Source organism: Streptomyces subrutilus, from assembly GCF_001746425.1.
In the GTDB taxonomy this organism is placed as follows: Bacteria; Actinomycetota; Actinomycetes; order Streptomycetales; family Streptomycetaceae; genus Streptomyces; species Streptomyces subrutilus_A.
In genome coordinates this window covers 2,995,566-3,018,453 of sequence record NZ_MEHK01000001.1, presented here as the reverse complement: position 1 = coordinate 3,018,453, position 22,888 = coordinate 2,995,566, and the positions used below count along the sequence as shown (strand labels likewise).

Sequence of the window (22,888 nt, the reverse complement as noted above, 5' to 3'; positions counted from 1 at the left end):
CCGAAGTCGGTGGGGTTCAGATCTTGCCGATGGGGGAGGAGGAGGTGCAAGTCGCCAAGTCCGAGGCTCCGGCCTTCACCGGAGCCTGGTGCGAAAGGGAGACGCTTCGCCCAGTCGGGCGGAGCTATCCGGGAACGGAGTTCTGCGTGGACATCGTCGTCAAGGGCCGCAAGACCGAGGTGCCCGACCGGTTCCGCAAGCACGTGGCCGAGAAGCTGAATCCGGAGCGGATCCAGAAGCTCGACGCCAAGGTGATCAGCTTGGACGTCGAGGTGTCGAAGGAGCACAACCCGCGCCAGGCCGACCGTTCCGACCGTGTGGAGATCACTCTGCGATCGCGGGGCCCGGTGATCCGTGCCGAGGCAGCCGCAGCCGACGCGTACGCGGCGCTGGACCTGGCTCAGGACAAGCTGGAGGCCCGGCTGCGCAAGCAGCACGACAAGCGCTACACCCGCAGGGGCGCGGGCCGGATCCCGGCGGCCGAGGTCGCCGACGTCGTGCCGGACGCCGCGCAGCTGAACGCGAATGGCGAGCCGTTCTCCGAGGAGAAGGCGAACGGGGTCCCGATCACGCGGATCGGATCCCTCGAAGTGCAGGGGGAGGGCCCGCTGGTCGTCCGGGAGAAGACCCACTCGGCTTCGCCCATGTCGCTCGACCAGGCTCTGTACGAGATGGAGCTGGTCGGACACGACTTCTATCTGTTCGTCGACTCCGAGACCAAGCTGCCCAGCGTCGTCTACCGGCGCCATGCATACGACTACGGCGTCATCCACGTCAACCCCGACGGCGCTTCCAGCTCGGAGGAGCCGCGCGGTGGTGCCGGGGGCGCGCTCGGCGGCTGAGCACCTCGCTGCCGCCCCCGCGGGACGCTCCGGCGTCCCGCGGGGGCCTTTCTTGTGGCGCGTATGCGCCGGACGGCCGGCGGCAGCCCCCGCGCCATGCCGCGGGCATGGAATCATGGCGGGCAGTCAACCGGCGGCGCGGCCGGTCCGGTTGGCCCGGCAGCTCGGCACATGCAGGGGGAGGAACGATGGCGGACGGCTTCGAGCCGGTGCGCGGTGACGACGGTGCGGGCTGCCGTGAGGCGGACCCGGCGGCCGGGTCCGCCGGATCGCCCGCGGGGGAGCCCATCCGGGTCCTCGTGGTCGACGACCACGCGCTGTTCCGGCGCGGGCTGGAGATCGTCCTCGCCCAAGAGGAGGACATCCAGGTCGTCGGCGAGGCGGGGGACGGAGCGGAGGCCGTGGACAAGGCGGCCGACCTGCTGCCGGACATCGTGCTGATGGACGTGCGGATGCCCCGGCGCGGCGGGATCGAGGCGTGCACCTCGATCAAGGAGGTCGCCCCCTCCGCGAAGATCATCATGCTGACGATCAGCGACGAGGAGGCGGACCTCTACGACGCGATCAAGGCGGGTGCGACCGGCTACCTGCTGAAGGAGATCTCCACGGACGAGGTGGCCACGGCGATCCGGGCGGTGGCGGACGGCCAGTCGCAGATCAGCCCGTCGATGGCGTCGAAGCTGCTCACCGAGTTCAAGTCGATGATCCAGCGGACCGACGAGCGGCGGTTGGTGCCTGCGCCGAGGCTGACCGACCGGGAGCTGGAGGTCCTGAAGCTGGTGGCCACCGGCATGAACAACCGGGACATCGCCAAGGAGTTGTTCATCTCGGAGAACACCGTGAAGAACCACGTCCGCAACATCCTGGAGAAGCTGCAGCTGCACTCCCGGATGGAGGCCGTGGTCTACGCGATGCGCGAGAAGATCCTGGAGATCCGCTAGCCGAGCCGCTGCGGGCCCGGACCGTCGCGGGCCCGAGACGCCGGGGCCCGGACCGCCGGGGCCCGGAGTGCTAAGGGCGCCGGGCCGTGAGCTCCGCCCGGACGGCCTCCGCCTCCTGCGGGCTCTGGGCGCGCTCGACGCGCACCTCCTCGCACCCCACCCACCGGGCGGCCTCCCACAGGGCCTCGGCCATGGCGGGGGCGGCCCCGGGCGTCCCGAGGGAGAGCTGGCGGGCCACCAGGGTGCGGCCCTCGCGGGCCGGGTCGACGCGGCCCTGGAGGCGGCCGCCCGCCAGCAGCGGCATCGCGAAGTACCCGTGTATCCGCTTCGGCTTGGGGACGTACGCCTCCAGGCGGTGGGTGAAGCCGAAGATCCGTTCCGTGCGGGGCCGGTCCCAGACCAGGGAGTCGAAGGGGGACAGCAGCGTCGTGCGGTGGCGGCCGCGCGGGGCCGTCGCGAGCGCCGCCGGGTCCGCCCAGGCCTGCTTGGCCCAGCCCTCCACCGCGACCGGGACCAGCCCGGAGTCCGCGATCACCGCGTCGACCTGCTCCCCCTTGAGGCGGTGGTAGTCCGCGATGTCGGCGCGGGTGCCCACGCCCAGCGACCGCCCGGCCAGGGCGACCAGGCGGCGCAGGCACTCGCCGTCCTCCAGGTCGTCGTGGAGCAGCGCGTCGGGCACGGCCCGCTCGGGCAGGTCGTAGACCCGCTTCCAGCCGCGGCGCTCGCTGCACACCACCTCCCCGGTGTCGAGCAGCCACTCCACCGCGATCTTGGTCTCGGACCACTCGAACCACTCGCCGCCGTTCTTGGCGCCGCCCAGCTCGGTGGAGGTCAGCGGGCCGTCGGCCCGCAGTCGGTCCAGGACCGCCCGCGTCGAGCGGTCCTTGTCGCGCAGGACGTGCCAGCGGTGGCCGCGCGCCCGGCGGGCCCGGCGCCGGAAGGCGAAATGCGGCCATTCCTCGACGGGCAGGATGCAGGCCGCGTGCGACCAGTACTCGAAGGCGTGCCGGTCCGACCAGTACGCCTGCTCCACGGTGTCCCGGCCCACCGCGCCCAGGCGGGCGTACGGGATCAGCTCGTGCGAGCGGGCCAGCACCGAGATCGTGTCCAGCTGTACGGCGCCCAGGTGGCGCAGCACGCCGCGGACCCCGCCGCGGCGGTCGGGCGCGCCCAGGAAGCCCTGCGCGCGCAGGGCGATCCGGCGCGCCTCGCCGGCGGACAGGGACATGGTCGGCTGCGGCAGGCTCGTCATGATCCGCAGCCTAGGACGCGCCACTGACATCGCCGGGCAGGTACGGCAGCGCGGGGGTCAGGCCCAGGTCGGAGGGGAGCAGGGCGCCGATCCAGCAGTCGCGCGCGGTGCCGTTGCGCAGGACGCCCGCCCGCAGGACGCCCTCGAAGCGGAAGCCGACCTTCTCGGCGACGACGCGCGAGCCGGTGTTGCCGGCCTCGGCGCGCCACTCCAGGCGCACGGCGCCCACCTCGGTGAAGGCCCAGCGGGCCGCGGCCTCCACTGCCTCGGTCATGTAGCCCTGCCCGCGGTGCTCCTTGACCGCCCAGTAGCCGATCTCGTACGAGTCGGTCCCGTGCACGTGGACGCCGACGGCGGCGACCAGCGGGCCGCCGGACCGCAGGCGTACGGCGAAGGGGTACGCGGTGTCCTCGCGCCAGCCGTCCGGCACGACCTCGTTCACGAAGCGGTGCGCGTGCTCCCGCTGGTAGGGCGAGGGGACCAGCGTCCAGCGCTGGACGTCGGGGTCCTGGCAGGCGGCGTACACCTCGTCCTCGTCGCAGGGGGCGAAGGGCCGCAGTTCCAGCCGGCCGGTGGTCAGGGTCGTGTGCTCCATGCACGGATTCTGGTGCCCGGACGGGTGCCGGGGGGACTCTTTTTCATAACCGCGGACGCGAACAGCGGCACCTTCCGCGGCCCCCGTACGTTCTCAATCCGGGCGCCCACGCCCTCGCGGCTACGGCGGACCTCCCGACGCGACCACGTCCTCGCTTACGATGGCCGTTGCGGTGGGGCCCACCTGCCGTGCCCGTGTACGAACAGTGCCCAGGCCCGACCGGCAAGGAGACAAACCTCGGTGTCCGTCTTCAACAAGCTCATGCGTGCAGGCGAAGGCAAGATCCTGCGCAAACTGCACCGCATCGCGGACCAGGTCAACTCCATCGAAGAGGACTTCGTCAACCTCTCCGACGCCGAGTTGCGGGCGCTCACGGACGAGTACAGGCAGCGGTTCCAGGACGGCGAGAGCCTGGACGACCTGCTGCCCGAGGCCTTCGCGACCGTACGCGAGGCGGCCAAGCGCGTCCTCGGCCAGCGGCACTACGACGTCCAGATCATGGGCGGCGCGGCGCTGCACCTCGGCTACGTGGCCGAGATGAAGACCGGTGAGGGCAAGACCCTCGTCGGCACCCTGCCCGCGTACCTGAACGCGCTGTCCGGCAAGGGCGTCCACCTGATCACGGTGAACGACTACCTCGCCGAGCGCGACTCCGAGCTGATGGGCCGGGTGCACAAGTTCCTCGGCCTCGAGGTCGGCTGCATCCTGGCGAACATGTCGCCGGCGCAGCGCCGCGAGCAGTACAACTGCGACATCACCTACGGCACGAACAACGAGTTCGGCTTCGACTACCTGCGCGACAACATGGCGTGGTCGAAGGACGAGCTGGTCCAGCGCGGCCACAACTTCGCCGTGGTCGACGAGGTCGACTCGATCCTCGTCGACGAGGCCCGCACCCCGCTGATCATCTCCGGTCCGGCCGACCAGGCCACGAAGTGGTACGGCGACTTCGCGAAGCTGGTGACCCGCCTGACCAAGGGCGAGGCCGGCCAGCCGCTGAAGGGCATCGAGGAGACCGGCGACTACGAGGTCGACGAGAAGAAGCGCACCGTCGCCATCCACGAGGCCGGTGTCGCCAAGGTCGAGGACTGGCTCGGCATCGAGAACCTCTACGAGTCGGTGAACACCCCGCTCGTCGGCTACCTGAACAACGCCATCAAGGCGAAGGAACTGTTCAAGAAGGACAAGGACTACGTCGTCATCGACGGCGAAGTCATGATCGTCGACGAGCACACCGGCCGTATCCTCGCCGGCCGCCGCTACAACGAGGGCATGCACCAGGCGATCGAGGCGAAGGAAGGGGTGGACATCAAGGACGAGAACCAGACCCTCGCCACGATCACCCTGCAGAACTTCTTCCGCCTCTACTCGAAGCTGTCGGGCATGACCGGTACGGCCATGACCGAGGCCGCCGAGTTCCACCAGATCTACAAGCTCGGTGTCGTCCCGATCCCGACCAACCGCGACATGGTCCGCAAGGACCAGCCGGACCTGATCTACCGCACCGAGGTCGCGAAGTTCGCCGCGGTCGTCGACGACATCGCGGAGAAGCACGAGAAGGGCCAGCCGATCCTCGTCGGCACGACGTCGGTCGAGAAGTCCGAGTACCTCTCCCAGCAGCTCTCCAAGCGCGGCATCCCGCACGAGGTGCTCAACGCCAAGCAGCACGACCGCGAGGCGACCATCGTCGCGCAGGCCGGCCGCCGCGGCGCCGTCACCGTCGCCACGAACATGGCCGGCCGCGGTACCGACATCAAGCTCGGCGGCAACCCGGACGACCTCGCCGAGGCCGAGCTGCGCCAGCAGGGCCTGGATCCGGAGGAGCACATCGAGGAGTGGGCGCACGCCCTTCCCGCGGCGCTCACCCGGGCCGAGGCTGCCGTGAAGGCCGAGTTCGAAGAGGTCAAGGACCTCGGCGGCCTGTACGTGCTGGGCACCGAGCGGCACGAGTCGCGCCGTATCGACAACCAGCTGCGCGGCCGCTCCGGCCGACAGGGCGACCCGGGCGAGTCCCGCTTCTACCTCTCGCTCGGCGACGACCTGATGCGCCTGTTCAAGGCGCAGATGGTCGAGCGCGTCATGGCCATGGCCAACGTGCCGGACGACGTGCCGATCGAGAACAAGATGGTGACGCGTGCGATCGCGTCGGCCCAGTCGCAGGTCGAGACCCAGAACTTCGAGACGCGCAAGAACGTCCTGAAGTACGACGAGGTCCTCAACAGCCAGCGCGAGGTCATCTACGGCGAGCGCCGCCGCGTCCTGGAGGGCGAGGACCTCCAGGAGCAGGTCCGCTTCATGATGGACGACACGATCGACGCGTACATCGCGGCCGAGACGGTCGAGGGCTTCGCCGAGGAGTGGGACCTGGAGCGCCTGTGGGGCGCCTTCAAGCAGCTCTACCCGGTGAAGGTCACCATCGAGGAGCTGGAGGAGGCCGCGGGCGACCGGGCGGGCATCACCGCCGAGTTCATCGCGGAGTCCATCAAGGACGACATCCACGAGCAGTACGAGGCGCGCGAGAAGACGCTGGGCTCCGACATCATGCGCGAGCTGGAGCGGCGCGTGGTGCTGTCGGTGCTGGACCGCAAGTGGCGCGAGCACCTGTACGAGATGGACTACCTGCAGGAGGGCATCGGCCTGCGGGCGATGGCCCAGAAGGACCCGCTGGTCGAGTACCAGCGCGAGGGCTTCGACATGTTCAACGCCATGCAGGACGGCATCAAGGAGGAGTCCGTCGGCTACCTGTTCAACCTGGAGGTCCAGGTCGAGCAGCAGGTCGAAGAGGTCCCGGTGCAGGACGCGGCGCCGTCGCTGACCAAGGAGCCGGCCCGTCCGGAGATCCGGGCGAAGGGGCTGGACGCTCCGCAGCGGCCGGACCGGCTGCACTTCTCGGCGCCGACCGTCGACGGTGAGGGCGGTGTGGTCGAGGGCGACTTCGAGTCGGACGCCGCAGGTGACGGTGACGGGATGACGCGGGCGGAGCGGCGCAAGGCCGCGAAGGCCTCTGGCGGGCGTCGCCGTAAGAAGTAGCCCCCGCGGGGGCGACGTTCACGGCCGGGGCCGGGCACCGAGGGGTGTCCGGCCCCGGCCGTTGCGCGTCTGCCGCCCGGCGGATGGCGAGGGCGGGGCGGGTGCCGGTGCCGGCGGGTGGGGCGGTGCGGCGCCGTTGCGGGGCTCTGCGCCGGGCCCCGCGCCTCAAACGCCGGCGGGGCTGCAGGTGGCGGGGCTGGAGGTGGCCCCGCGCCTCCGCGTTCACGGGCCCCGGCCGTCCCGAGCCGGCGGGGGTGGGTCACGGACGGGGGCCCTGGATTTCTACTGCCGCGCAGCGCCAGCGGAGGTCCGGGCCCTGTTCCAGGCGGAAGGCCATGGCCGTCATGCGGTCGCCCGTGGCGATGCGGGCGAAGGCCTCGATGACGCCCGGGCCCGGGGTGAAGCGGCCGCACTGGCGGACGACGGGCCGCAGGCGGTCGCGGAGGTGTTCCGCGTCGGCCAGGGTGACCAGCTGCTCGTAGGCTGGGCCGACCGTGTGGCCGAGGAGCGAGTGGACCGGCCGCAGGCCGCTGACGACCGCGAGGAGGCGTTCGGCGAACCAGTGGTGCGGGCCGAGCCGCAGGGTCCGCGGCGGGGCCGCCGGGCGGCGGGTGTCGCGCCGCCCGGCGGGGCGGGTCCGGGACTGGCCGCCCACCCGGCGGCGGGCCGCCTCGCCGCCGATCGTGCCGCGCATCGTGGTGTCCATCGCGATCTGCCCCCGAACCTGCCGGGCCCGGCCATACCGGGCGGTAACTTGTTGGGGGATTGTCTATGCGGAACCCCTGCTCAGTGCAACCGGTCGGTCGCGCAGCGTGAGGGCGGGCGGCAGTTCACCTATCCGGGTGGCCGCGGGGCTTTCCCCGGGCCCCGCGGCGTCACCGCCCGGGAGCGGGGTGGACGCGGGAGGGGGCCGGCCCCGCACCCCGAAGGGGGACGGGCCGTCACCCGGAGGGCGGTCCCGCCCGGCCGGGGCCGAAGGTGAGGCGGGGGCGTGGTCGGCGCACTCTCCGTGGCCCGGGGCGCGGTCGTATCCTGGGGGCGTTTCCGACTACCGAAAGCGGCGGGCCGATGCGCGCGTATGTTCCTTTGACCCTCCCCGGGCTCGCCGAGGCGCACGAAGCGGGTGAGCTGGGGCCCGGTCCGCTGCGCGCGTACGCCGTCACCCCCGGGCTGCGCGAGTGGTACCTGTCGGACGACATCGAGGAGCTGGAGTACGCGGCCCTGAGCCGCGCCGCGGCCGCCTCGCTGCGGCTGATCGCCGCCGACCCGGCCGCTCCGCCCCGGCGGGTCGTCATCGCCCTCGACGTCGCCGACAAGGCCGTCACGGCCGCCCCCGGCGTGGACGAGGCCGCCCTCGGCCAGGTCGTGCTCGCCGACGCCGTACGGCTCTCCGCGGCCGCCGCCGTGCACGTCGACGCCGACGACGCCGAGGAGGACGTGGCGGCCGCCGCCCGCGCCGTCCCGGCCGCCGAAGGCGGGGACGCCGACGCGCGGTTCACCGTGGACGGAGCCGAGGACCACGAGCTGCTGTGGTTCGGGGTGCAGGAGATCCCGGGGCTGCTGAAATGACCCCTTCGACCCATATCGTGTGGGATTGGAACGGAACCCTCCTCCACGACATCGACGCCGTCATAGCCGCGACCAACGCCTCCTTCGCGGAGCTCGGCTTCGCGCCGATCACCCTCGAGACCTACCGCGACCTGTACGTCGTACCGGTGCCCAAGTTCTACGAGCGCCTCATGGGGCGGCTGCCCACCGATGAAGAGTGGCTGCTCATGGACGGCACCTTCCACCGGCACTACTGGGCCGCCGCCGAGGGCGCCGCGCTCGCCGAGGGCGCCCGTGAGCTGCTTCGGGACTGGCAGGGCGACGGGCTCACGCAGTCCCTGCTGTCCCTCGCGCCCCACGAGAAGCTGGTCCCGCTGGTCCGCTTCCACGACATCGAGCGGCACTTCCTGCGCGTCGACGGGCGGACCGGGCCCTCCCACACCAGCAAGGCGGGGCATCTCGTACGGCACATGGCCGCCCTGGACGGGACGGGTGTGACGGCGGCGGGTACGGTCCTCATCGGAGACGCCGTGGACGACGCCCTCGCCGCGGCCCACATCGGCGCCCGGGCCGTGCTCTACACGGGCGGTTCGCACAGCCGCAGCAGTCTGGAATCGGCCGGGGTGCCCGTCGTCGACTCGCTGGCCGAGGCCGTCCGCACAGCTCGGGAAATGGCCGAATAGCGACCGCCCCGCCGACGCGTCCGCGCCCCCTCGCCGTCGCTGTCCAGAACGTCAAAGTTCAACCTCAAGTTTTGTACACATCCATCACGTGTGTGGGGTGGGTGGGGATAGCCTGGTACCCGTGATCAGCGCGATAGTCATCGGGGGCACCGAAGCCTCCGGCCTGCGCCCGAGGCACCACCGTGCCCGGGCCCTCGCTGGTCCCCGCTGCCGGGACGTGGGGCCTGTGGCCAATTCCCTCCCGGTCGGCTCTCTCCACGGCGCGGCGCCGATCCCGAACGGACACCCCGCTTCGCGGTGCAATGCCACTTCCTTCACCTACGTCACGCAATGGCGCGCGACAGGAGCCAGAGGACATGCAGACCAAGCTGGACGAAGCAAAGGCCGAGCTGCTCGCGCGGGCGGCCCGGGTAGCTGAGAACAGCCCGGCCGGGGGGCTACTTCCGACTGGGTCCGAGCAGGGGGAGCGTCCCGACCGGGACACAGTGCTCGCCTACCTCCAGCGCTACTACCTGCACACCGCCCCCGAGGACCTCTTGGACCGGGACCCGGTCGACGTGTACGGGGCGGCGCTCTCGCACTACCGGCTCGCGGAGAAGCGGCCGCAGGGCACCGCGAACGTGCGCGTGAACACCCCGACCGTGGAGGAGAACGGCTGGACCTCCAGCCACTCCGTCGTCGAGGTCGTCACGGACGACATGCCCTTCCTCGTGGACTCCGTCACCAACGAGCTGTCCCGCCAGGGCCGCGGAATCCACGTCGTGATCCACCCCCAGGTCGTCGTCCGCCGTGACGTCACCGGCAAGCTGATCGAGATCCTCGGCCCGGACTGCGACGCGCACGGCCCCAGGACCGCACGCCCCCACGACTCCCTCGTCGAGTCCTGGATCCACGTCGAGATCGACCGCGAGACCGACCGCGCCGACCTGAAGCAGATCACCGGCGATCTGCTGCGCGTCCTGTCCGACGTACGCGAGTCCGTCGAGGACTGGGAGAAGATGCGCGACGCGGCGCTGCGCATCGCCGACGGCCTGCCCGACGAGCCCACCGCCCCCGACCTGCGCGAGTACGAGCTCGAAGAGGCCCGCGAGCTGCTGCGCTGGCTCGCCGACGACCACTTCACCTTCCTCGGCTACCGCGAGTACAACCTGGTCGACGGCGACTCCCTCGCGGCCGTCCCCGGCACCGGCCTCGGCATCCTGCGCTCCGACCCGCACCACAGCGGCAAGGACGACGGCCACCCCGTCTCGCCGTCCTTCAACCGGCTGCCCGCCGACGCCCGCGCCAAGGCCCGCGAGCACCGCCTGCTGGTGCTGACCAAGGCCAACAGCCGCTCCACCGTGCACCGCCCCTCGTACCTCGACTACGTCGGCGTCAAGAAGTTCGACGCCGAGGGCAACGTGGTCGGCGAGCGCCGCTTCCTCGGCCTGTTCTCCTCCGCCGCGTACACCGAGTCCGTGCGCCGCGTCCCGGTCATCCGCCGCAAGGTCGCCGAGGTCCTCGAAGGCGCCGGTTTCGCGCCGTCCAGCCACGACGGCCGCGACCTGCTGCAGATCCTGGAGACCTACCCGCGCGACGAGCTGTTCCAGACCCCGGTCGACAAGCTCCGCGAGATCGTCACCTCCGTCCTGTACCTCCAGGAGCGCCGCCGGCTGCGGCTGTACCTGCGCCAGGACGAGTACGGGCGCTACTACTCCGCGCTGGTCTACCTGCCGCGCGACCGGTTCACCACCGGCGTCCGGCTGCGGCTGATGGACATCCTCAAGGAGGAGCTCGACGGCATCAGCGTCGACTTCACCGCCTGGAACACCGAGTCGATCCTCTCCCGCATCCACTTCGTCGTCCGCGTCCCGCAGGGCACGGAACTGCCGGTCCTCACCGACACCGACGTCGAGCGCATCGAGGGCCGCCTCGTCGACGCCGCCCGCTCCTGGGCCGACGGCTTCTCCGAGGCCCTGGTCGCCGAGCTCGGCGAGGAGCGCGCCGCCGAGCTGCTGCGCAAGTACGGCAACTCCTTCCCCGAGGGCTACAAGGCCGACCACTCGCCGCGCGCGGCCGTCGCCGACCTGTGCCACCTGGAGCGGCTCTCCGCCGACGACCTGCCCTTCGCGCTCTCGCTGTACGAGCCCGTCGGCGCGGGCCCCGGCGAGCGCCGGTTCAAGATCTACCGCACCGGCGAGCAGGTCTCGCTCTCCGCGGTCCTGCCCGTGCTCCAGCGCCTGGGCGTCGAGGTCACCGACGAGCGCCCGTACGAACTGCGCCGTTCCGACCGGGTCAGCGCCTGGATCTACGACTTCGGCCTGCGGATGCCCGCCGTCGGCGCCAACGGCGACGCCTACCTCGGGGACGACGCCCGCGAGCGCTTCCAGGAGGCCTTCGCGGCCGTCTGGACCGGCCAGGCGGAGAACGACAACTTCAACACCCTCGTGCTGAGCGCCGGGCTGACCTGGCGGCAGGCCGTCGTCCTGCGCGCGTACGCCAAGTACCTGCGCCAGGCCGGCTCCACCTTCAGCCAGGACTACATGGAGGACACCCTCCGCAACAACGTCCACACCACCCGGCTGCTGGTCTCCCTCTTCGAGGCACGGCTGTCGCCCAGCCGCCAGGCCGCCGGCAGCGAGCTCGTGGACGCCATGCTGGAGGAGCTGGACGGGGCCCTGGACCAGGTCGCCTCGCTCGACGAGGACCGGATCCTGCGGGCCTTCCTCACCCTCATCAAGGCCACCCTGCGCACCAACTTCTTCCAGGAGGCGAAGGGCTTCGAGTGGCACGACTACGTGTCCATGAAGTTCGACCCCCAGGCCATCCCCGACCTGCCGGCGCCCCGCCCGGCCTTCGAGATCTGGGTGTACTCGCCGCGCGTCGAGGGCGTGCACCTGCGCTTCGGCAAGGTCGCGCGCGGCGGCCTGCGCTGGTCCGACCGGCGTGAGGACTTCCGTACGGAGATCCTCGGCCTGGTCAAGGCGCAGATGGTCAAGAACACCGTGATCGTGCCGGTCGGCGCCAAGGGCGGCTTCGTCGCCAAGCAGCTCCCGGACCCCTCCGTGGACCGCGACGCCTGGCTCGCCGAGGGCATCGCCTGCTACCGCACCTTCATCTCGGCGCTGCTCGACATCACCGACAACCTGGTCGCGGGCGAGGTCGTGCCCCCGCAGGACGTGGTGCGCCACGACGAGGACGACACCTACCTCGTCGTCGCCGCCGACAAGGGCACCGCGACGTTCTCCGACATCGCCAACGAGGTCGCCCACAAGTACAACTTCTGGCTCGGGGACGCCTTCGCCTCGGGCGGCTCGGCGGGCTACGACCACAAGGGCATGGGCATCACGGCCCGCGGCGCCTGGGAGTCCGTCAAGCGGCACTTCCGCGAGCTCGGCCACGACACGCAGACCCAGGACTTCACGGTCGTCGGCGTCGGCGACATGTCCGGCGACGTCTTCGGCAACGGCATGCTCCTCTCGGAGCACATCCGCCTGGTCGCGGCGTTCGACCACCGGCACATCTTCCTCGACCCGAACCCGGACGCGGCCACCTCGTACGCCGAGCGCCGACGCCTGTTCGACCTGCCGCGCTCCTCGTGGGCCGACTACGACACCTCGCTGATCTCGGCGGGCGGCGGCATCCACCCGCGGTCGGCGAAGGCCGTCCCGATCACCGCGCAGGTCCGCGCGGCCCTCGGCATCGAGGCCGGCGTCACCAAGATGACCCCGGCCGAGCTGATGCAGGCGATCCTCAGGTCCCCCGTGGACCTGGTGTGGAACGGCGGCATCGGTACGTACGTCAAGGCCACGTCCGAGACGCACGCGGACGTCGGCGACAAGGCCAACGACGCCATCCGCGTCAACGGATCCGACGTGCGGGCCAAGGTCATCGGCGAGGGCGGCAACCTGGGCCTGACCCAGCTCGGCCGCATCGAGTTCGCCCGTACCGGCGCGGGCGGCGAGGGCGGCAAGGTCAACACCGACGCCATCGACAACAGCGCCGGCGTGGACACCTCCGACCACGAGGTGAACATCAAGATCCTGCTCAACGCGGTCGTGGCGGACGGCGACATGACCGTCAAGCAGCGCAACAAGCTGCTCGCCGAGATGACCGACGAGGTCGGCACGCTGGTGCTGCGCAACAACTACGCGCAGAACACGGCGCTCGCCAACGGTGCCTCGCAGGCCCCCAGCCTGCTCCACGCGCAGCAGCGCTTCATGCGCCGCCTGGAGCGCGAGGGGCTGCTCAACCGCCAGCTGGAGTTCCTGCCCACCGACCGGCAGATCCGCGAACTGCTCGCCAACGGCAGGGGCCTGACCCAGCCGGAGCTGGCCGTCCTCTTCGCCTACACGAAGATCACGCTGGCGGACGAGCTCATCCACACCGTGCTGCCGGACGACCCCTACCTGCGCCGCCTGCTCTTCTCGTACTTCCCGGCCGCCCTGCGCGAGAAGTTCCCCGAGCAGGTCGACGGGCACGCGCTGCGCCGGGAGATCATGACGACGCTGCTGGTCAACGACACCGTCAACACTGGTGGTTCGACCTTCCTGCACCGCCTGCGCGAGGAGACCGGGGCCTCCACGGAGGAGATCGTCCGGGCGCAGCTCGCGGCCCGCGAGATCTTCGGGCTGGCCGACGTGTGGGACGCGGTCGAGGCCCTCGACAACAAGGTCGCGGCCAGTGTTCAGACCCGGATCCGGCTGCACTCGCGGCGCCTGGTCGAGCGCGGCACGCGCTGGCTGCTGAACAACCGGCCGCAGCCGCTCCAGATCACCGAGACCATCGAGTTCTTCAGCGAGCGGGTCGGTCACGTCTGGGCCGAGCTGCCGAAGCTGGTGCGCGGCGCCGACCTCGAGTGGTACCAGTCGATCATGGACGAGTTGATCGGCGAGGGCGTGCCGGAGGAACTGGCGGCCAAGGTGGCCGGCTTCTCCTCCGCCTTCCCGACGCTGGACGTCGTCGCCATCGCGGACCGCACCGGGGTGGCCCCGCTGGACGTCGCCGAGGTCTACTACGACCTCGCCGACCGCCTGGACATCACCCAGCTGATGGACCGGATCATCGAGCTGCCGCGGTCCGACCGCTGGCAGTCCATGGCCCGCGCCTCCATCCGCGAGGACCTGTTCGCGGCGCACGCGGCCCTGACCGCCGACGTGCTGTCGGTGGGCAACGGCAGCGCGAGTCCCGAGGAGCGGTTCAAGGCCTGGGAGGAGAAGAACGCGGCGATCATCGGCCGCGCTCGGACGACCCTGGACGAGATCCGCGGCTCGGACGACTTCGACCTGGCGAACCTGTCGGTGGCGATGCGGACCATGCGCTCGCTGCTGCGCGCGCACAGCTAGGCCTTCTTGCCGGGCCGGCGGGCCGGGCCCGGGACCTTCGCGGTCCCGGGCCCGGCCCGTTTCGTGTGCCGGTGGGGCGCCGTTGCCGGGGGCGCTGGCCCCCGGACCTCCGCGCCTCGAACGCCGGCGGGGTTGGACTCGGCGGGGCCGGAGTCGGTCAGCGGGACGCGGTGAAGGCCTCATACGCGGCGCAGACCTCGTCGGAGGGGCCGTCCATGCGCAGGACGCCCGCTTCCAGCCAGATCGCGCGGTCGCAGGTCTCGCGGACGGTGTTGATGCCGTGGCTGACGAGGAAGACGGTGCCGGCGCGTTCGCGCAGTTCCTCGATGCGGTCCTGGCTGCGCCGCTGGAAGGCGGCGTCGCCGGTGGCCAGGGCCTCGTCGATCATCAGGACGTCGTGGTCCTTGGCGGCGGCGATGGAGAACCGGAGCCGGGCGCCCATGCCGGAGGAGTACGTGCGCATGGGCAGGGAGATGAAGTCGCCCTTCTCGTTGATGCCGGAGAAGTCGACGATGTCCTGGTAGTGCTCCTTGATCTGTTCGCGGGTCATGCCCATCGCGAGGCCGCCGAGCACGACGTTGCGCTCGCCGGTCAGGTCGTTCATCAGCGCGGCGTTCACGCCGAGGAGCGAGGGCCGGCCGTGCGAGTACACCGCGCCCCGCGCCACCGGCTGGAGTCCGGCGATGGCCTTGAGCAGGGTGGACTTGCCCGAGCCGTTGGAGCCGATGAGGCCGATGGCCTCGCCCTTGTACGCGGTGAAGCTGACGCCCTTGACGGCGTGCACCTCGCGGATGCCGGGGGCGGGCCCCCGGGTGAAGATCCGGCTGAGGGCCGCGGTGGCGCCGCCCTTGCGGGCGCCGCCCTGGACCTTGTAGACGACGTGGACCTCGTCCGCGATCACGGTGGGGACGCGGGTCTCGCCGGTGTGCGGTGCGCTGTCAGCCACGGCCGTACTCCTCCTCGGCCTTCCAGAAGTAGACGAACCCGCCGACGCCGGCGAGCAGGGCCCAGCCGATCGCGACCGGCCAGACGTGGTGGGGGAGCGAGTGGGCCGTGAAGCTGTCGATCAGGGAGAAGCGCATCAGGTCGATGTAGACGGCCGCCGGGTTGAGCTTGAGGACCACCAGCACCCAGTCGGGCATGTGGTCGGTCTTGAGCATCTGGTCGATGGACCACATGACGCCCGACGAGTACATCCAGGTGCGCAGGACGAAGGGCATCAGCTGGCTGACGTCGGGGTTCTTGCTGCCGACGCGGGCCATGAACAGGGCGCAGCCCGCGGCGAAGACGGCCATCAGCAGCAGCGTCGGCAGGGCCACGAGCCAGGACGGGCTCGGCGTCTGGCCGAAGGCGAGCAGCAGGATGACCAGGGCGCCCATGGTGACGAGCAGCTGCTGGAAGAGCTGGACGACGGTGGAGATCGGCAGGCTGGCGCGGGGGAAGTGCAGGGCGCGCACCAGGCCGAGGTTGCTGTGGACGGAGCGGGTGCCGGCGTTGACGGAGCTGCCGATGAAGTCCCAGACGAAGACGCCGGTGATCAGGAACGGCACGTAGTCGGGCACGTGGTGGCCGGCGCGCATGACGACGCCGAAGATGAAGTAGTAGACCGCCGCGTTGAGCAGCGGGGTCACCAGGTGCCAGACCTGTCCCAGCTTCTCCGTGCTGTAGGTGGCCTGCATGCGGGCGGTGGCGTAGGCCGTCACGAAGTGGCGCCGGTCCCAGAGCTCCGCGATGTAGCGGGGGAGCGAGGGGCGGGCGCCGCTGAGGGTCAGGCCGTGGGCGGCCGCCCGTTCCGCGGGGGTCGCGGGGGCGGTCGGGGGTGCGGTCGCGGTGGTCACAGGGGTCGCTTTCGCCGGGGTCGGGGCGTCGGCGGCGATGGGACGGGGCCGTATCGTCGCTACGGTGAGGTTAGGGCGTGGAGCGATGGAACGCAACCGTATCGTCGTGACGTGGGCGCGGCTATGCTCTGTGCATGACCACGGATCCCGCCGACACCGTCGCCGCCCCCGCCCCCGCCCCCACCCCCCCCCGCCGCGCCCCCGCCGGGGCCGCCGTCCTGCGCGAGGACGTGACCGAGGCGATCAGGGAGGCGGTGGTGGAGGAACTGGCCGCGGTCGGCTTCTCCCGGATGTCCATCGAGGGCATCGCGCGGCGGGCGGGCGTCGGGAAGACCGCGGTCTACCGGCGCTGGAAGTCCAAGCTGCACCTGGTGCTGGACCTGGTCGGCGCCTTCGCGGAGGACGGCCTGCCGGTACCGGCGACGGGCTCGCTGTACGGGGACGTACGGGCCCTGCTGGAGGTCATGTCACACGTACTGCGGCACCCGGTGGCCTCGGCGGTGATCCCCGACCTGCTGGTCGAGGCGGCCCGCAACCCCGAGATCGCCGAAGCGGTCCGCGGAGCCCTGCTCGACGGCCAGCACCGCATGGCGCAGGGCATCGTCGGGGACGCCGTCGCCCGCGGCGAACTCCCCGAGGGCATCGGCCCGGAGCACGCCCTCGACCTGCTGATCGGCCCGCTCTACTGGCGCCAGGCGGTCGTCCGCGACGCGGTGACACCCGCCCACCTCGACACCCTGGCCCACCAGGTGGTGGCGGGCCTGAAGGCGGGCCCCGGACCCGCCTGAGCGCACGTCGGGCCGCCCCGGGGCGTCACGGCCAGACGTGGGCCAGGGGCGGTTCCGCCGACGGGGCCGGAGTCGGGGCGGGGGCCGCGGGGGCGGGGCGGCGGTCCGGGAGGGGGGTGACCGCCGGGATCGGGGTGGGCTGGCCCAGGAAGATCCGGCGCACCACCCGCTCCGCCGCGTGGCCGTCGTCGTACGGGCAGAAGCGCGCCCGGAAGGCCGCGCGGAGCTGGGCCGAGCGGGAGCCCTGCCAGTGGCCCGTCGCGAAGATGTCCACCAGCTCGTCCTCGGTCCGGGCGATCGCGCCCGGCGGGCACGCCCGCAGGTCGAAATAGGTGCCCCGGGCCGCCTCGTACGCCTCCCAGTCGTCCGCGTGGATCACGATCGGCCGGTCCAGCACCGCGTAGTCGAACATCAGGGACGAGTAGTCCGTGACCAGCGCGTCGGAGGCGAGGCAGAGCTCCTCCACCGAGGGGTGCGAGGAGACGTCCAGCAGGCGGGGGTGGGCGTCCGCGGGGGAGTGCGCGTCCGCGTACGTGAGGTGGGTGCGGGCCAGGATCGTGAAGCGCGGGCCGAGGTCGCGCAGGACCCGCTCGAAGTCCAGGTGGTCCGGCCGGCTGCGCCGGTAGTCGCGGTGGGTCGGCGCGTACAGGATCGCCGTCGAGCCGGCCGGGATGCCGAGGCGCTCGCGCAGCGCGAGGACGTCGGCCCGGGTGGCCCGGTGGAAGACGTCGTTGCGCGGATAGCCGTACTCGAGGGTGGTGTACGAGGAGGGGACGGCCTTCTCCCACACCAGGGTGGAGTGACGGTTCGCCGAGAGCAGGTAGTCCCACTGGTCCGCGCCGCGCAGCAGCCCCGCGAAGTCCGTGGTCGGGGTGGCCGCCGGCCGGTCCCGCAGGTCGAGCCCGACCCGCTTGAGCGGGGTCCCGTGCTGGGTCTGGACCACGATCTGGCCCGGGCGCTTGACCAGGGCCCGCTCGCAGTTGACGTTGGTGACCAGGTACGTGGCCCTGGCCAGCGCCGTCCAGTACGCCGCCGAGCCCGGGCGCAGCGGGGCCGTCTGGCGGGGGAGGGTCGCGGCGTGCCGCGGGTCGCAGATCCAGGCCGTGCGCATGGCGGGCGCCAGCTCCCGCAGCTTCGCCTCGATCGCCGCCGGGTTGCAGGCGTAACCGCCGTGCCAGTACGCGGAGAAGACGGCGAGCTCCGGGCGCAGCGGGAGCAGGCGCTGGGTGCGGTAGTGCAGGCGCAGGGCGCTCTCGCGCAGCCCCCGCGCCAGGGCCGAGGCGCCGCGGCCCGCCGCCAGCCCGCACGAGCGCAGGGCCGACAGCAGCCGGTAGGTGCGCCGGGTGCCCAGCCGCATCAGCAGGTGGCGGATCCGGTCGGTCCGGGAGAGGGGCAGCGCCTGCGCCCCCGGCGCCCGGTAGCGGCGCAGCAGGGCCGAGGCGCGGCTGAAGAACTCGGCCCGGCTCGTACGCGGGAGGCGGCGCGGGTCGGCGTACAGGGCGCAGAAGTGCTCGGCCATCCGCCGGTGCACGGCGGGGCGCCAGCGCTCCAGCTCGGGGCGCCCGGAGAGGTAGCCGAAGACCCGCTCGTACTGGTCGAAGATGTCGAGGTGGCGGCGGCTGGAGGTGGTCAGGATCGAGCCGGTGCGGCGCTGGCGGTAGTGGACGCAGACCCGGTCCAGGACGGCGACGGACTCCGCGGCCAGCAGCGCCGGGTAGGTCCACGGGGTGCCCTCGTAGAAGCCGGGCGGGAACTCGAAGCCCTCGCGCTCCACGTACTCGCGGCGGTAGGCCTTGTTCCACACCACCATCAACATGCCGAGCAGGGCCGGCCGGTCCGCGAGGCGGAAGCTGGCCGGGCCCTGCTCGGACAGCCGGTGCGAGAGGCGGTTGCGCACGAGCTCACCGGTCCAGAAGGTGCGCGCGTAGTCGTAGACCAGCACGTCGGGGGAGCCGGTGTCCTTCAGCCGGTCGGTGATGGCCTGGAGCGCGCCGGGGGCCAGGGTGTCGTCGCCGTCGAGGAAGACCAGGTAGTCGCCGGTGGCCCGGGCCAGGCCCGCGTTGCGGGCCGGGCCCAGCCCGAGGTTGTGCGCCAGGTGCACGGCGGTCACCCGCGGGTCCCGGGCCGCGTACTCGTCGATGATCGAGCCGCAGGCGTCCGGGGAGGCGTCGTCGACCGCGATCAGTTCCAGATCCGGGTACGACTGCGACAGGACCGAGTCCAGACTCTCCTGCAGGTACGCCTGGACCTTGTACGCGGGCACGATGACGCTGAACCGGGGCACGGCACATCCAGGGGTCGGCGCGGGCATATGGCCCGGCAACCCCCGGTGTGGTGTTCGGGTTACGCAGCGTGCGGCAATCGGGTTACGCAGCGTCAACACCGCACGTCGAGGCGGCCCGCGCCCCGGCGCCCGCCGCTACTTGATCGCCCCGGCCATCACCCCCGAGACGAACTGCCGCTGGAAGGCGAAGAAGACCACGAGCGGGATCACCATCGACAGGAACGCGCCGGGCGCCAGCACGTCGATGTTGTTCCCGAACTGCCGTACCTGCTGCTGGAGCGCCACCGTCACCGGCGGGTTCGCGGAGTCCGCGAAGACCAGCGCGACCAGCATGTCGTTCCACACCCACAGGAACTGGAAGATGCCGAGCGAGGCGATGGCCGGACCGCCCAGCGGCAGCACCACCCGGGCGAACAGCCGTAGTTCGCCCGCCCCGTCCAGGCGGGCCGCCTCCAGCAGCTCGCGCGGGATCTGCGCGAAGAAGTTCCGCAGCAGGAACACCGCGAACGGCAGCCCGAAGGCGGTGTGGAAGAGCACCACGCCGGCGGTGGTCTCGAACAGCCCGATGGAGCCGAAGAGTTCGGAGACCGGGATCAGCGCCACCTGGACCGGGACGACCAGCAGCCCCACGACGACCAGGAAGAGCCAGTCCCGTCCGGGGAACTCCAGCCACGCGAAGGCGTATCCGGCGAACGCGCCCAGGACCAGGACCAGCAGCGTGGCGGGGACCGCGATCGCGACGGTGTTCAGCAGCGAGGAGGTGATCGTGTCGTTCGCCAGCAGCCGCTCGTAGTTGTCGGCGGTCAGTCGCGCGGGCGCGGTCAGCGCCTGCCACCAGCCGCCCCGGTTCAGGTCGCCCGGGGACAGGAAGGAGGAGAGCAGCAGACCGAGGGTGGGCATCAGCCAGAAGAGCGCGGCCGCCACCAGGAACACGCGTACCGCGCCCGCGGCGACCTTGGCGGAAACGGCCTGGGCGTACGAGGCCCGGGCGGACCGGCTCATCGGGACCCCTCCTTCCGCAGCCGACGGATGTTCACCAGCATCACCGGGACCACCAGCACCAGCAGCAGCACGGCGATGGCACTGCCCAGGCCCGGATCGGCGTCCGTGCCGAAGGAGGTCCGGTAGAGCTGGAGCGCGAGCACGTTCGCGTCGTCCTGCACGGCCCCCGGCGCGATCACGAAGACCAGGTCGAAGACCTTCATCACGTTGATGACGAGGGTGACCAGCACCACCGCCAGCACGGGGGCCAGCAGCGGGACGGTGATCCGGCGGAACACCTGCCACTCGCTCGCCCCGTCCACCCGCGCCGCCTCCAGCAGCTCGCGCGGTACGGAGGCCAGGCCCGCCCCGATCAGCACCATCGCGAAACCGGCCCACATCCATACGTACGCCGCGATCACCGACGGGGTGACCAGCGCCGGGCCCAGCCACTGGACCCCCGCGTACGCCTCGCGGAAGTTCGCCGCCGGCAGGCGCAGCCGGGCTCCGTCGGCCTTCGCGGACAGCGTGAAGGTGCCGTCGGCGCGGGCCGTCGCCGTATCGACGACCCGGCCGTCCTTGACCGCCTCGATCCGCATCCCGGCGAAGGCCTGTTCGGCCGGGTCGACCGTGTTCGTGGCGCCGCCCCCGCCGCGGGTGAAGTCCTGCCAGGCCGTCCCGGTCACCTTGCCCGGCTCGGTAGCCGCCGTCTTGGCCGTACGGGTCCCCTCGGGCAGGGCCTCCGGGGCCACGCCGACCAGCGGCAGCAGCACCGGGGTGCCCGCGCGGACCGGATCGCGGGTCACGAAGGCGCCCCCGCCGGCGTCCGTCAGCGGGGAGTCCCGGCCCGGGCGGGCCTTGGGGAAGGCCGAGGACTCCGCGAAGGTGTCGTGGACGCCGACCCAGACCGCGTTGGCGACGCCCCGGTCGGGGTCGTGGTCGTAGACGAGGCGGAAGATGATGCCCGCCGCCAGCATCGAGATCGCCATCGGCATGAACACCAGCAGCTTGAACGCCGTTCCCCAGCGGATCCGTTCGGTGAGCACCGCGAAGATCAGGCCGAGGGCGGTGGCCGTGGTCGGCGCGAGCACCACCCACAGCGCCGTGTTCTGCAGGGCGGTGCGGATGGTGGGATCGCTCAATATCTCCCGGTAGTTGTCGCCGCCGACGAACCCGGTGCCGGGGCGGTCGAAGAAGCTGCGGTAGATCGAGTAGCCGATCGGGTGCACGACGAGCGCGCCCAGCAGCACGAGCGCCGGCAGGAGGAACGCCGCCGCGATCAGGCGGCGGCGCCTGGCCTCGGCCGCCCGGGCGTTCCTGCCCGCCCGGGCGGCCGGGGCCGGGGTGGTGACCTTGTCCGCCACCGGAATCAGTTCCCGTAGGCCTTGGCCGCGTCCGCCTCCAGTTTCGCCTGGGTGCCCGCCACGTCCGACGGGTTCGCCAGGAAGTCCTGGAGGGCCTTCCACTCACCCGCGCCCGGGGTCCCGCCGAAGGCCGCCGGAGCCTGGTCCGACATGTCGAAGCGGAAGTCGTCGCCCGCCGCGATCAGCGCCTTGGCGATGTTCCGCTGGATGTCGTTGGGGTAGGCGGCCGGGTCGACCGCCTTGTTCGGGGAGATGAAACCGCCCTCGCGGGCCTGGATGGCGGCCGCGTCCGCCGACGCCAGGAAGGTCAGCAGCGCCTGCGCGCCCTTCGACGGCTTCAGCGCCACCGCCACGTCACCGCCCGAGACCACCGGAGCCTTCGCGCCGACGGCCGGGAAGGGGAAGACGAGCGCGTCCGTGCCCACCTTCGCCTCGGTCTGCGCGATGTTCACCGCCACGAAGTCGCCCTCGAAGACCATCGCCGCCGCCGGCCGGTCGCCGCCGGTGAACGTCTGCGTCACCGACTTCGGGAACTCGGTCGACAGCGCCCCGCTCGGGCCGCCCGCCAGGAAGTCCTTGCGCCCGAACAGCTCGCCCAGCGTGGTCAGGGCCTGCTTGACGCTGTCGTCCGTCCACTTGATCTCGTGCTTGGCCAGCTGGTCGTACTTCTCCGGGCCGGCCTGCGACAGGTACACGTTCTCGAACCAGTCGGTGAGGGTCCAGCCGTCGGCGCCGGCCACCGAGACCGCCGGCGTGCCCGAGGCGGACAGGGTGTCGGCCGCGGTCAGCAACTCCTTCCAGGTCGCCGGGGGTTTGACGCCCGCCGCCTCGAAGGCCTTCGCGTTGTACCAGATCAGCGACTTGTTCGCGGCCTTGTAGTAGACGCCGTACTGGGTGCCCCCGACGGCCCCGAGCGTCTTCCAGCCCGCCGAGTAGTTCTTGTCGAGCTGCGCCTGGGCCTCCGGGCCCACCGGCTGCGCCCACTTGTTCTGCACCGCCGAGACCAGCGCCCCGACCTGCGGGAGCAGCGCCACGTCCGGCGGCGCCCCGCCCGCGATCTTCGAGCCGAGGAAGGTGACGATCGGGTCCTGGGCCGGGACGAAGGTGACGGAGGCTCCCGTCCGCTTCTCGAACTCCTTCAGGACCTTGGTGAAGTTCTCCTGCTCGGGCCCCGTCCAGACCGCCGCGACCTCCAGCTTCTCGCCGTTCAGCTGGGGTAACGCCACGCTGGGGGTCTGCTCCGCACCGCCCGGGGCCGGCTGGTCCTTCCCGCCGTCGCCCCCGCCGCACGCGCCGAGCGTGAGCGCGCCCGCCGCGGCCAGCGCCGCCCAGCTGAGTGTCGTCCGGCTCGTTCCGTGCCTGCGCATGGTTCTGCCCCCGATGCCCGTGGTGTGTCCTGGACCACAAGGTCTACGCCG

16 protein-coding genes are annotated in these 22,888 nt (G+C 71.7%); 7 read left to right on the top strand and 9 right to left on the bottom strand.

From position 1 onward, the window contains the following. Positions 1-146: 146 nt before the first annotated feature. Positions 147-842, top strand: coding sequence for a ribosome hibernation-promoting factor, HPF/YfiA family (gene hpf, locus BGK67_RS14600; RefSeq protein WP_069920502.1), 696 nt, complete (start codon positions 147-149; stop codon positions 840-842). Between the two features lie 188 nt (positions 843-1,030). After that, entirely contained in the window at positions 1,031-1,783 is a 753-nt protein-coding gene (locus tag BGK67_RS14595; protein WP_069920501.1) for a response regulator, read from the top strand. Between the two features lie 70 nt (positions 1,784-1,853). On the opposite strand, the gene BGK67_RS14590 is transcribed toward BGK67_RS14595, so the two are convergent. Further along, complete coding sequence (locus BGK67_RS14590; protein ID WP_069920500.1) at positions 1,854-3,035, bottom strand: winged helix-turn-helix domain-containing protein; 1,182 nt, start codon at positions 3,033-3,035, stop codon at positions 1,854-1,856. A 10-nt stretch (positions 3,036-3,045) separates the two neighbouring features. Continuing rightward, positions 3,046-3,630 carry a GNAT family N-acetyltransferase gene (locus tag BGK67_RS14585; protein ID WP_069920499.1) on the bottom strand — a complete coding sequence of 195 codons (585 nt, stop codon included), beginning with the start codon at positions 3,628-3,630 and terminating at the stop codon, positions 3,046-3,048. Between the two features lie 240 nt (positions 3,631-3,870). Here BGK67_RS14585 and secA point away from each other — a divergent pair, with 240 nt between their 5' ends. After that, positions 3,871-6,660 (top strand): preprotein translocase subunit SecA, encoded by a 2,790-nt coding sequence (gene secA, locus BGK67_RS14580; RefSeq protein WP_069920498.1) that lies wholly within the window; start codon positions 3,871-3,873, stop codon positions 6,658-6,660. Positions 6,661-6,919: 259 nt separating this feature from the next. On the opposite strand, the gene BGK67_RS14575 is transcribed toward secA, so the two are convergent. Further along, positions 6,920-7,366, bottom strand: coding sequence for an Rv3235 family protein (locus tag BGK67_RS14575; RefSeq protein ID WP_432215452.1), 447 nt, complete (start codon positions 7,364-7,366; stop codon positions 6,920-6,922). A gap of 362 nt (positions 7,367-7,728) precedes the next feature. On the opposite strand from BGK67_RS14575, the gene BGK67_RS14570 reads away from it, so the two are divergent. The 3 genes from BGK67_RS14570 to BGK67_RS14560 all read left to right on the top strand — a co-directional run bounded on the left by BGK67_RS14570 (position 7,729) and on the right by BGK67_RS14560 (position 14,215). Continuing rightward, entirely contained in the window at positions 7,729-8,229 is a 501-nt protein-coding gene (locus BGK67_RS14570; protein WP_069920497.1) for a DUF6912 family protein, read from the top strand. Beyond that, complete coding sequence (locus tag BGK67_RS14565; RefSeq protein WP_069920496.1) at positions 8,226-8,891, top strand: HAD family hydrolase; 666 nt, start codon at positions 8,226-8,228, stop codon at positions 8,889-8,891. Before BGK67_RS14570 ends, BGK67_RS14565 begins: the two co-directional genes overlap by 4 nt. 356 nt (positions 8,892-9,247) lie before the next feature. Then, positions 9,248-14,215, top strand: a complete 4,968-nt coding sequence (locus tag BGK67_RS14560) for an NAD-glutamate dehydrogenase (protein ID WP_069920495.1) — start codon at positions 9,248-9,250, stop codon at positions 14,213-14,215. Positions 14,216-14,372: 157 nt separating this feature from the next. On the opposite strand, the gene BGK67_RS14555 is transcribed toward BGK67_RS14560, so the two are convergent. After that, positions 14,373-15,161, bottom strand: a complete 789-nt coding sequence (locus BGK67_RS14555; protein ID WP_069920494.1) for an ABC transporter ATP-binding protein — start codon at positions 15,159-15,161, stop codon at positions 14,373-14,375. Further along, positions 15,154-16,053, bottom strand: coding sequence for an ABC transporter permease (locus BGK67_RS14550; RefSeq protein WP_069920493.1), 900 nt, complete (start codon positions 16,051-16,053; stop codon positions 15,154-15,156). Before BGK67_RS14550 ends, BGK67_RS14555 begins: the two co-directional genes overlap by 8 nt. 134 nt (positions 16,054-16,187) lie before the next feature. Here BGK67_RS14550 and BGK67_RS14545 point away from each other — a divergent pair, with 134 nt between their 5' ends. Then, positions 16,188-16,841: a TetR/AcrR family transcriptional regulator gene (locus BGK67_RS14545; protein WP_069920492.1), complete on the top strand. Its 654-nt coding sequence runs from the start codon at positions 16,188-16,190 to the stop codon at positions 16,839-16,841. Between the two features lie 25 nt (positions 16,842-16,866). Here BGK67_RS14545 and BGK67_RS14540 read toward each other — a convergent pair whose 3' ends face one another. The 4 genes from BGK67_RS14540 to BGK67_RS14525 form a co-directional block, all read right to left on the bottom strand. Then, complete coding sequence (locus BGK67_RS14540) at positions 16,867-19,125, bottom strand: bifunctional glycosyltransferase/CDP-glycerol:glycerophosphate glycerophosphotransferase (RefSeq protein WP_069920491.1); 2,259 nt, start codon at positions 19,123-19,125, stop codon at positions 16,867-16,869. 135 nt (positions 19,126-19,260) lie between these two features. Continuing rightward, entirely contained in the window at positions 19,261-20,127 is an 867-nt protein-coding gene (locus BGK67_RS14535) for a carbohydrate ABC transporter permease (RefSeq protein WP_069920490.1), read from the bottom strand. Further along, positions 20,124-21,470: a carbohydrate ABC transporter permease gene (locus BGK67_RS14530; protein ID WP_432215451.1), complete on the bottom strand. Its 1,347-nt coding sequence runs from the start codon at positions 21,468-21,470 to the stop codon at positions 20,124-20,126. The genes BGK67_RS14535 and BGK67_RS14530 overlap by 4 nt, the downstream gene beginning before the upstream one ends. A gap of 5 nt (positions 21,471-21,475) precedes the next feature. After that, positions 21,476-22,837, bottom strand: coding sequence for an ABC transporter substrate-binding protein (locus BGK67_RS14525; RefSeq protein ID WP_069920489.1), 1,362 nt, complete (start codon positions 22,835-22,837; stop codon positions 21,476-21,478). Positions 22,838-22,888 lie beyond the last annotated feature (51 nt).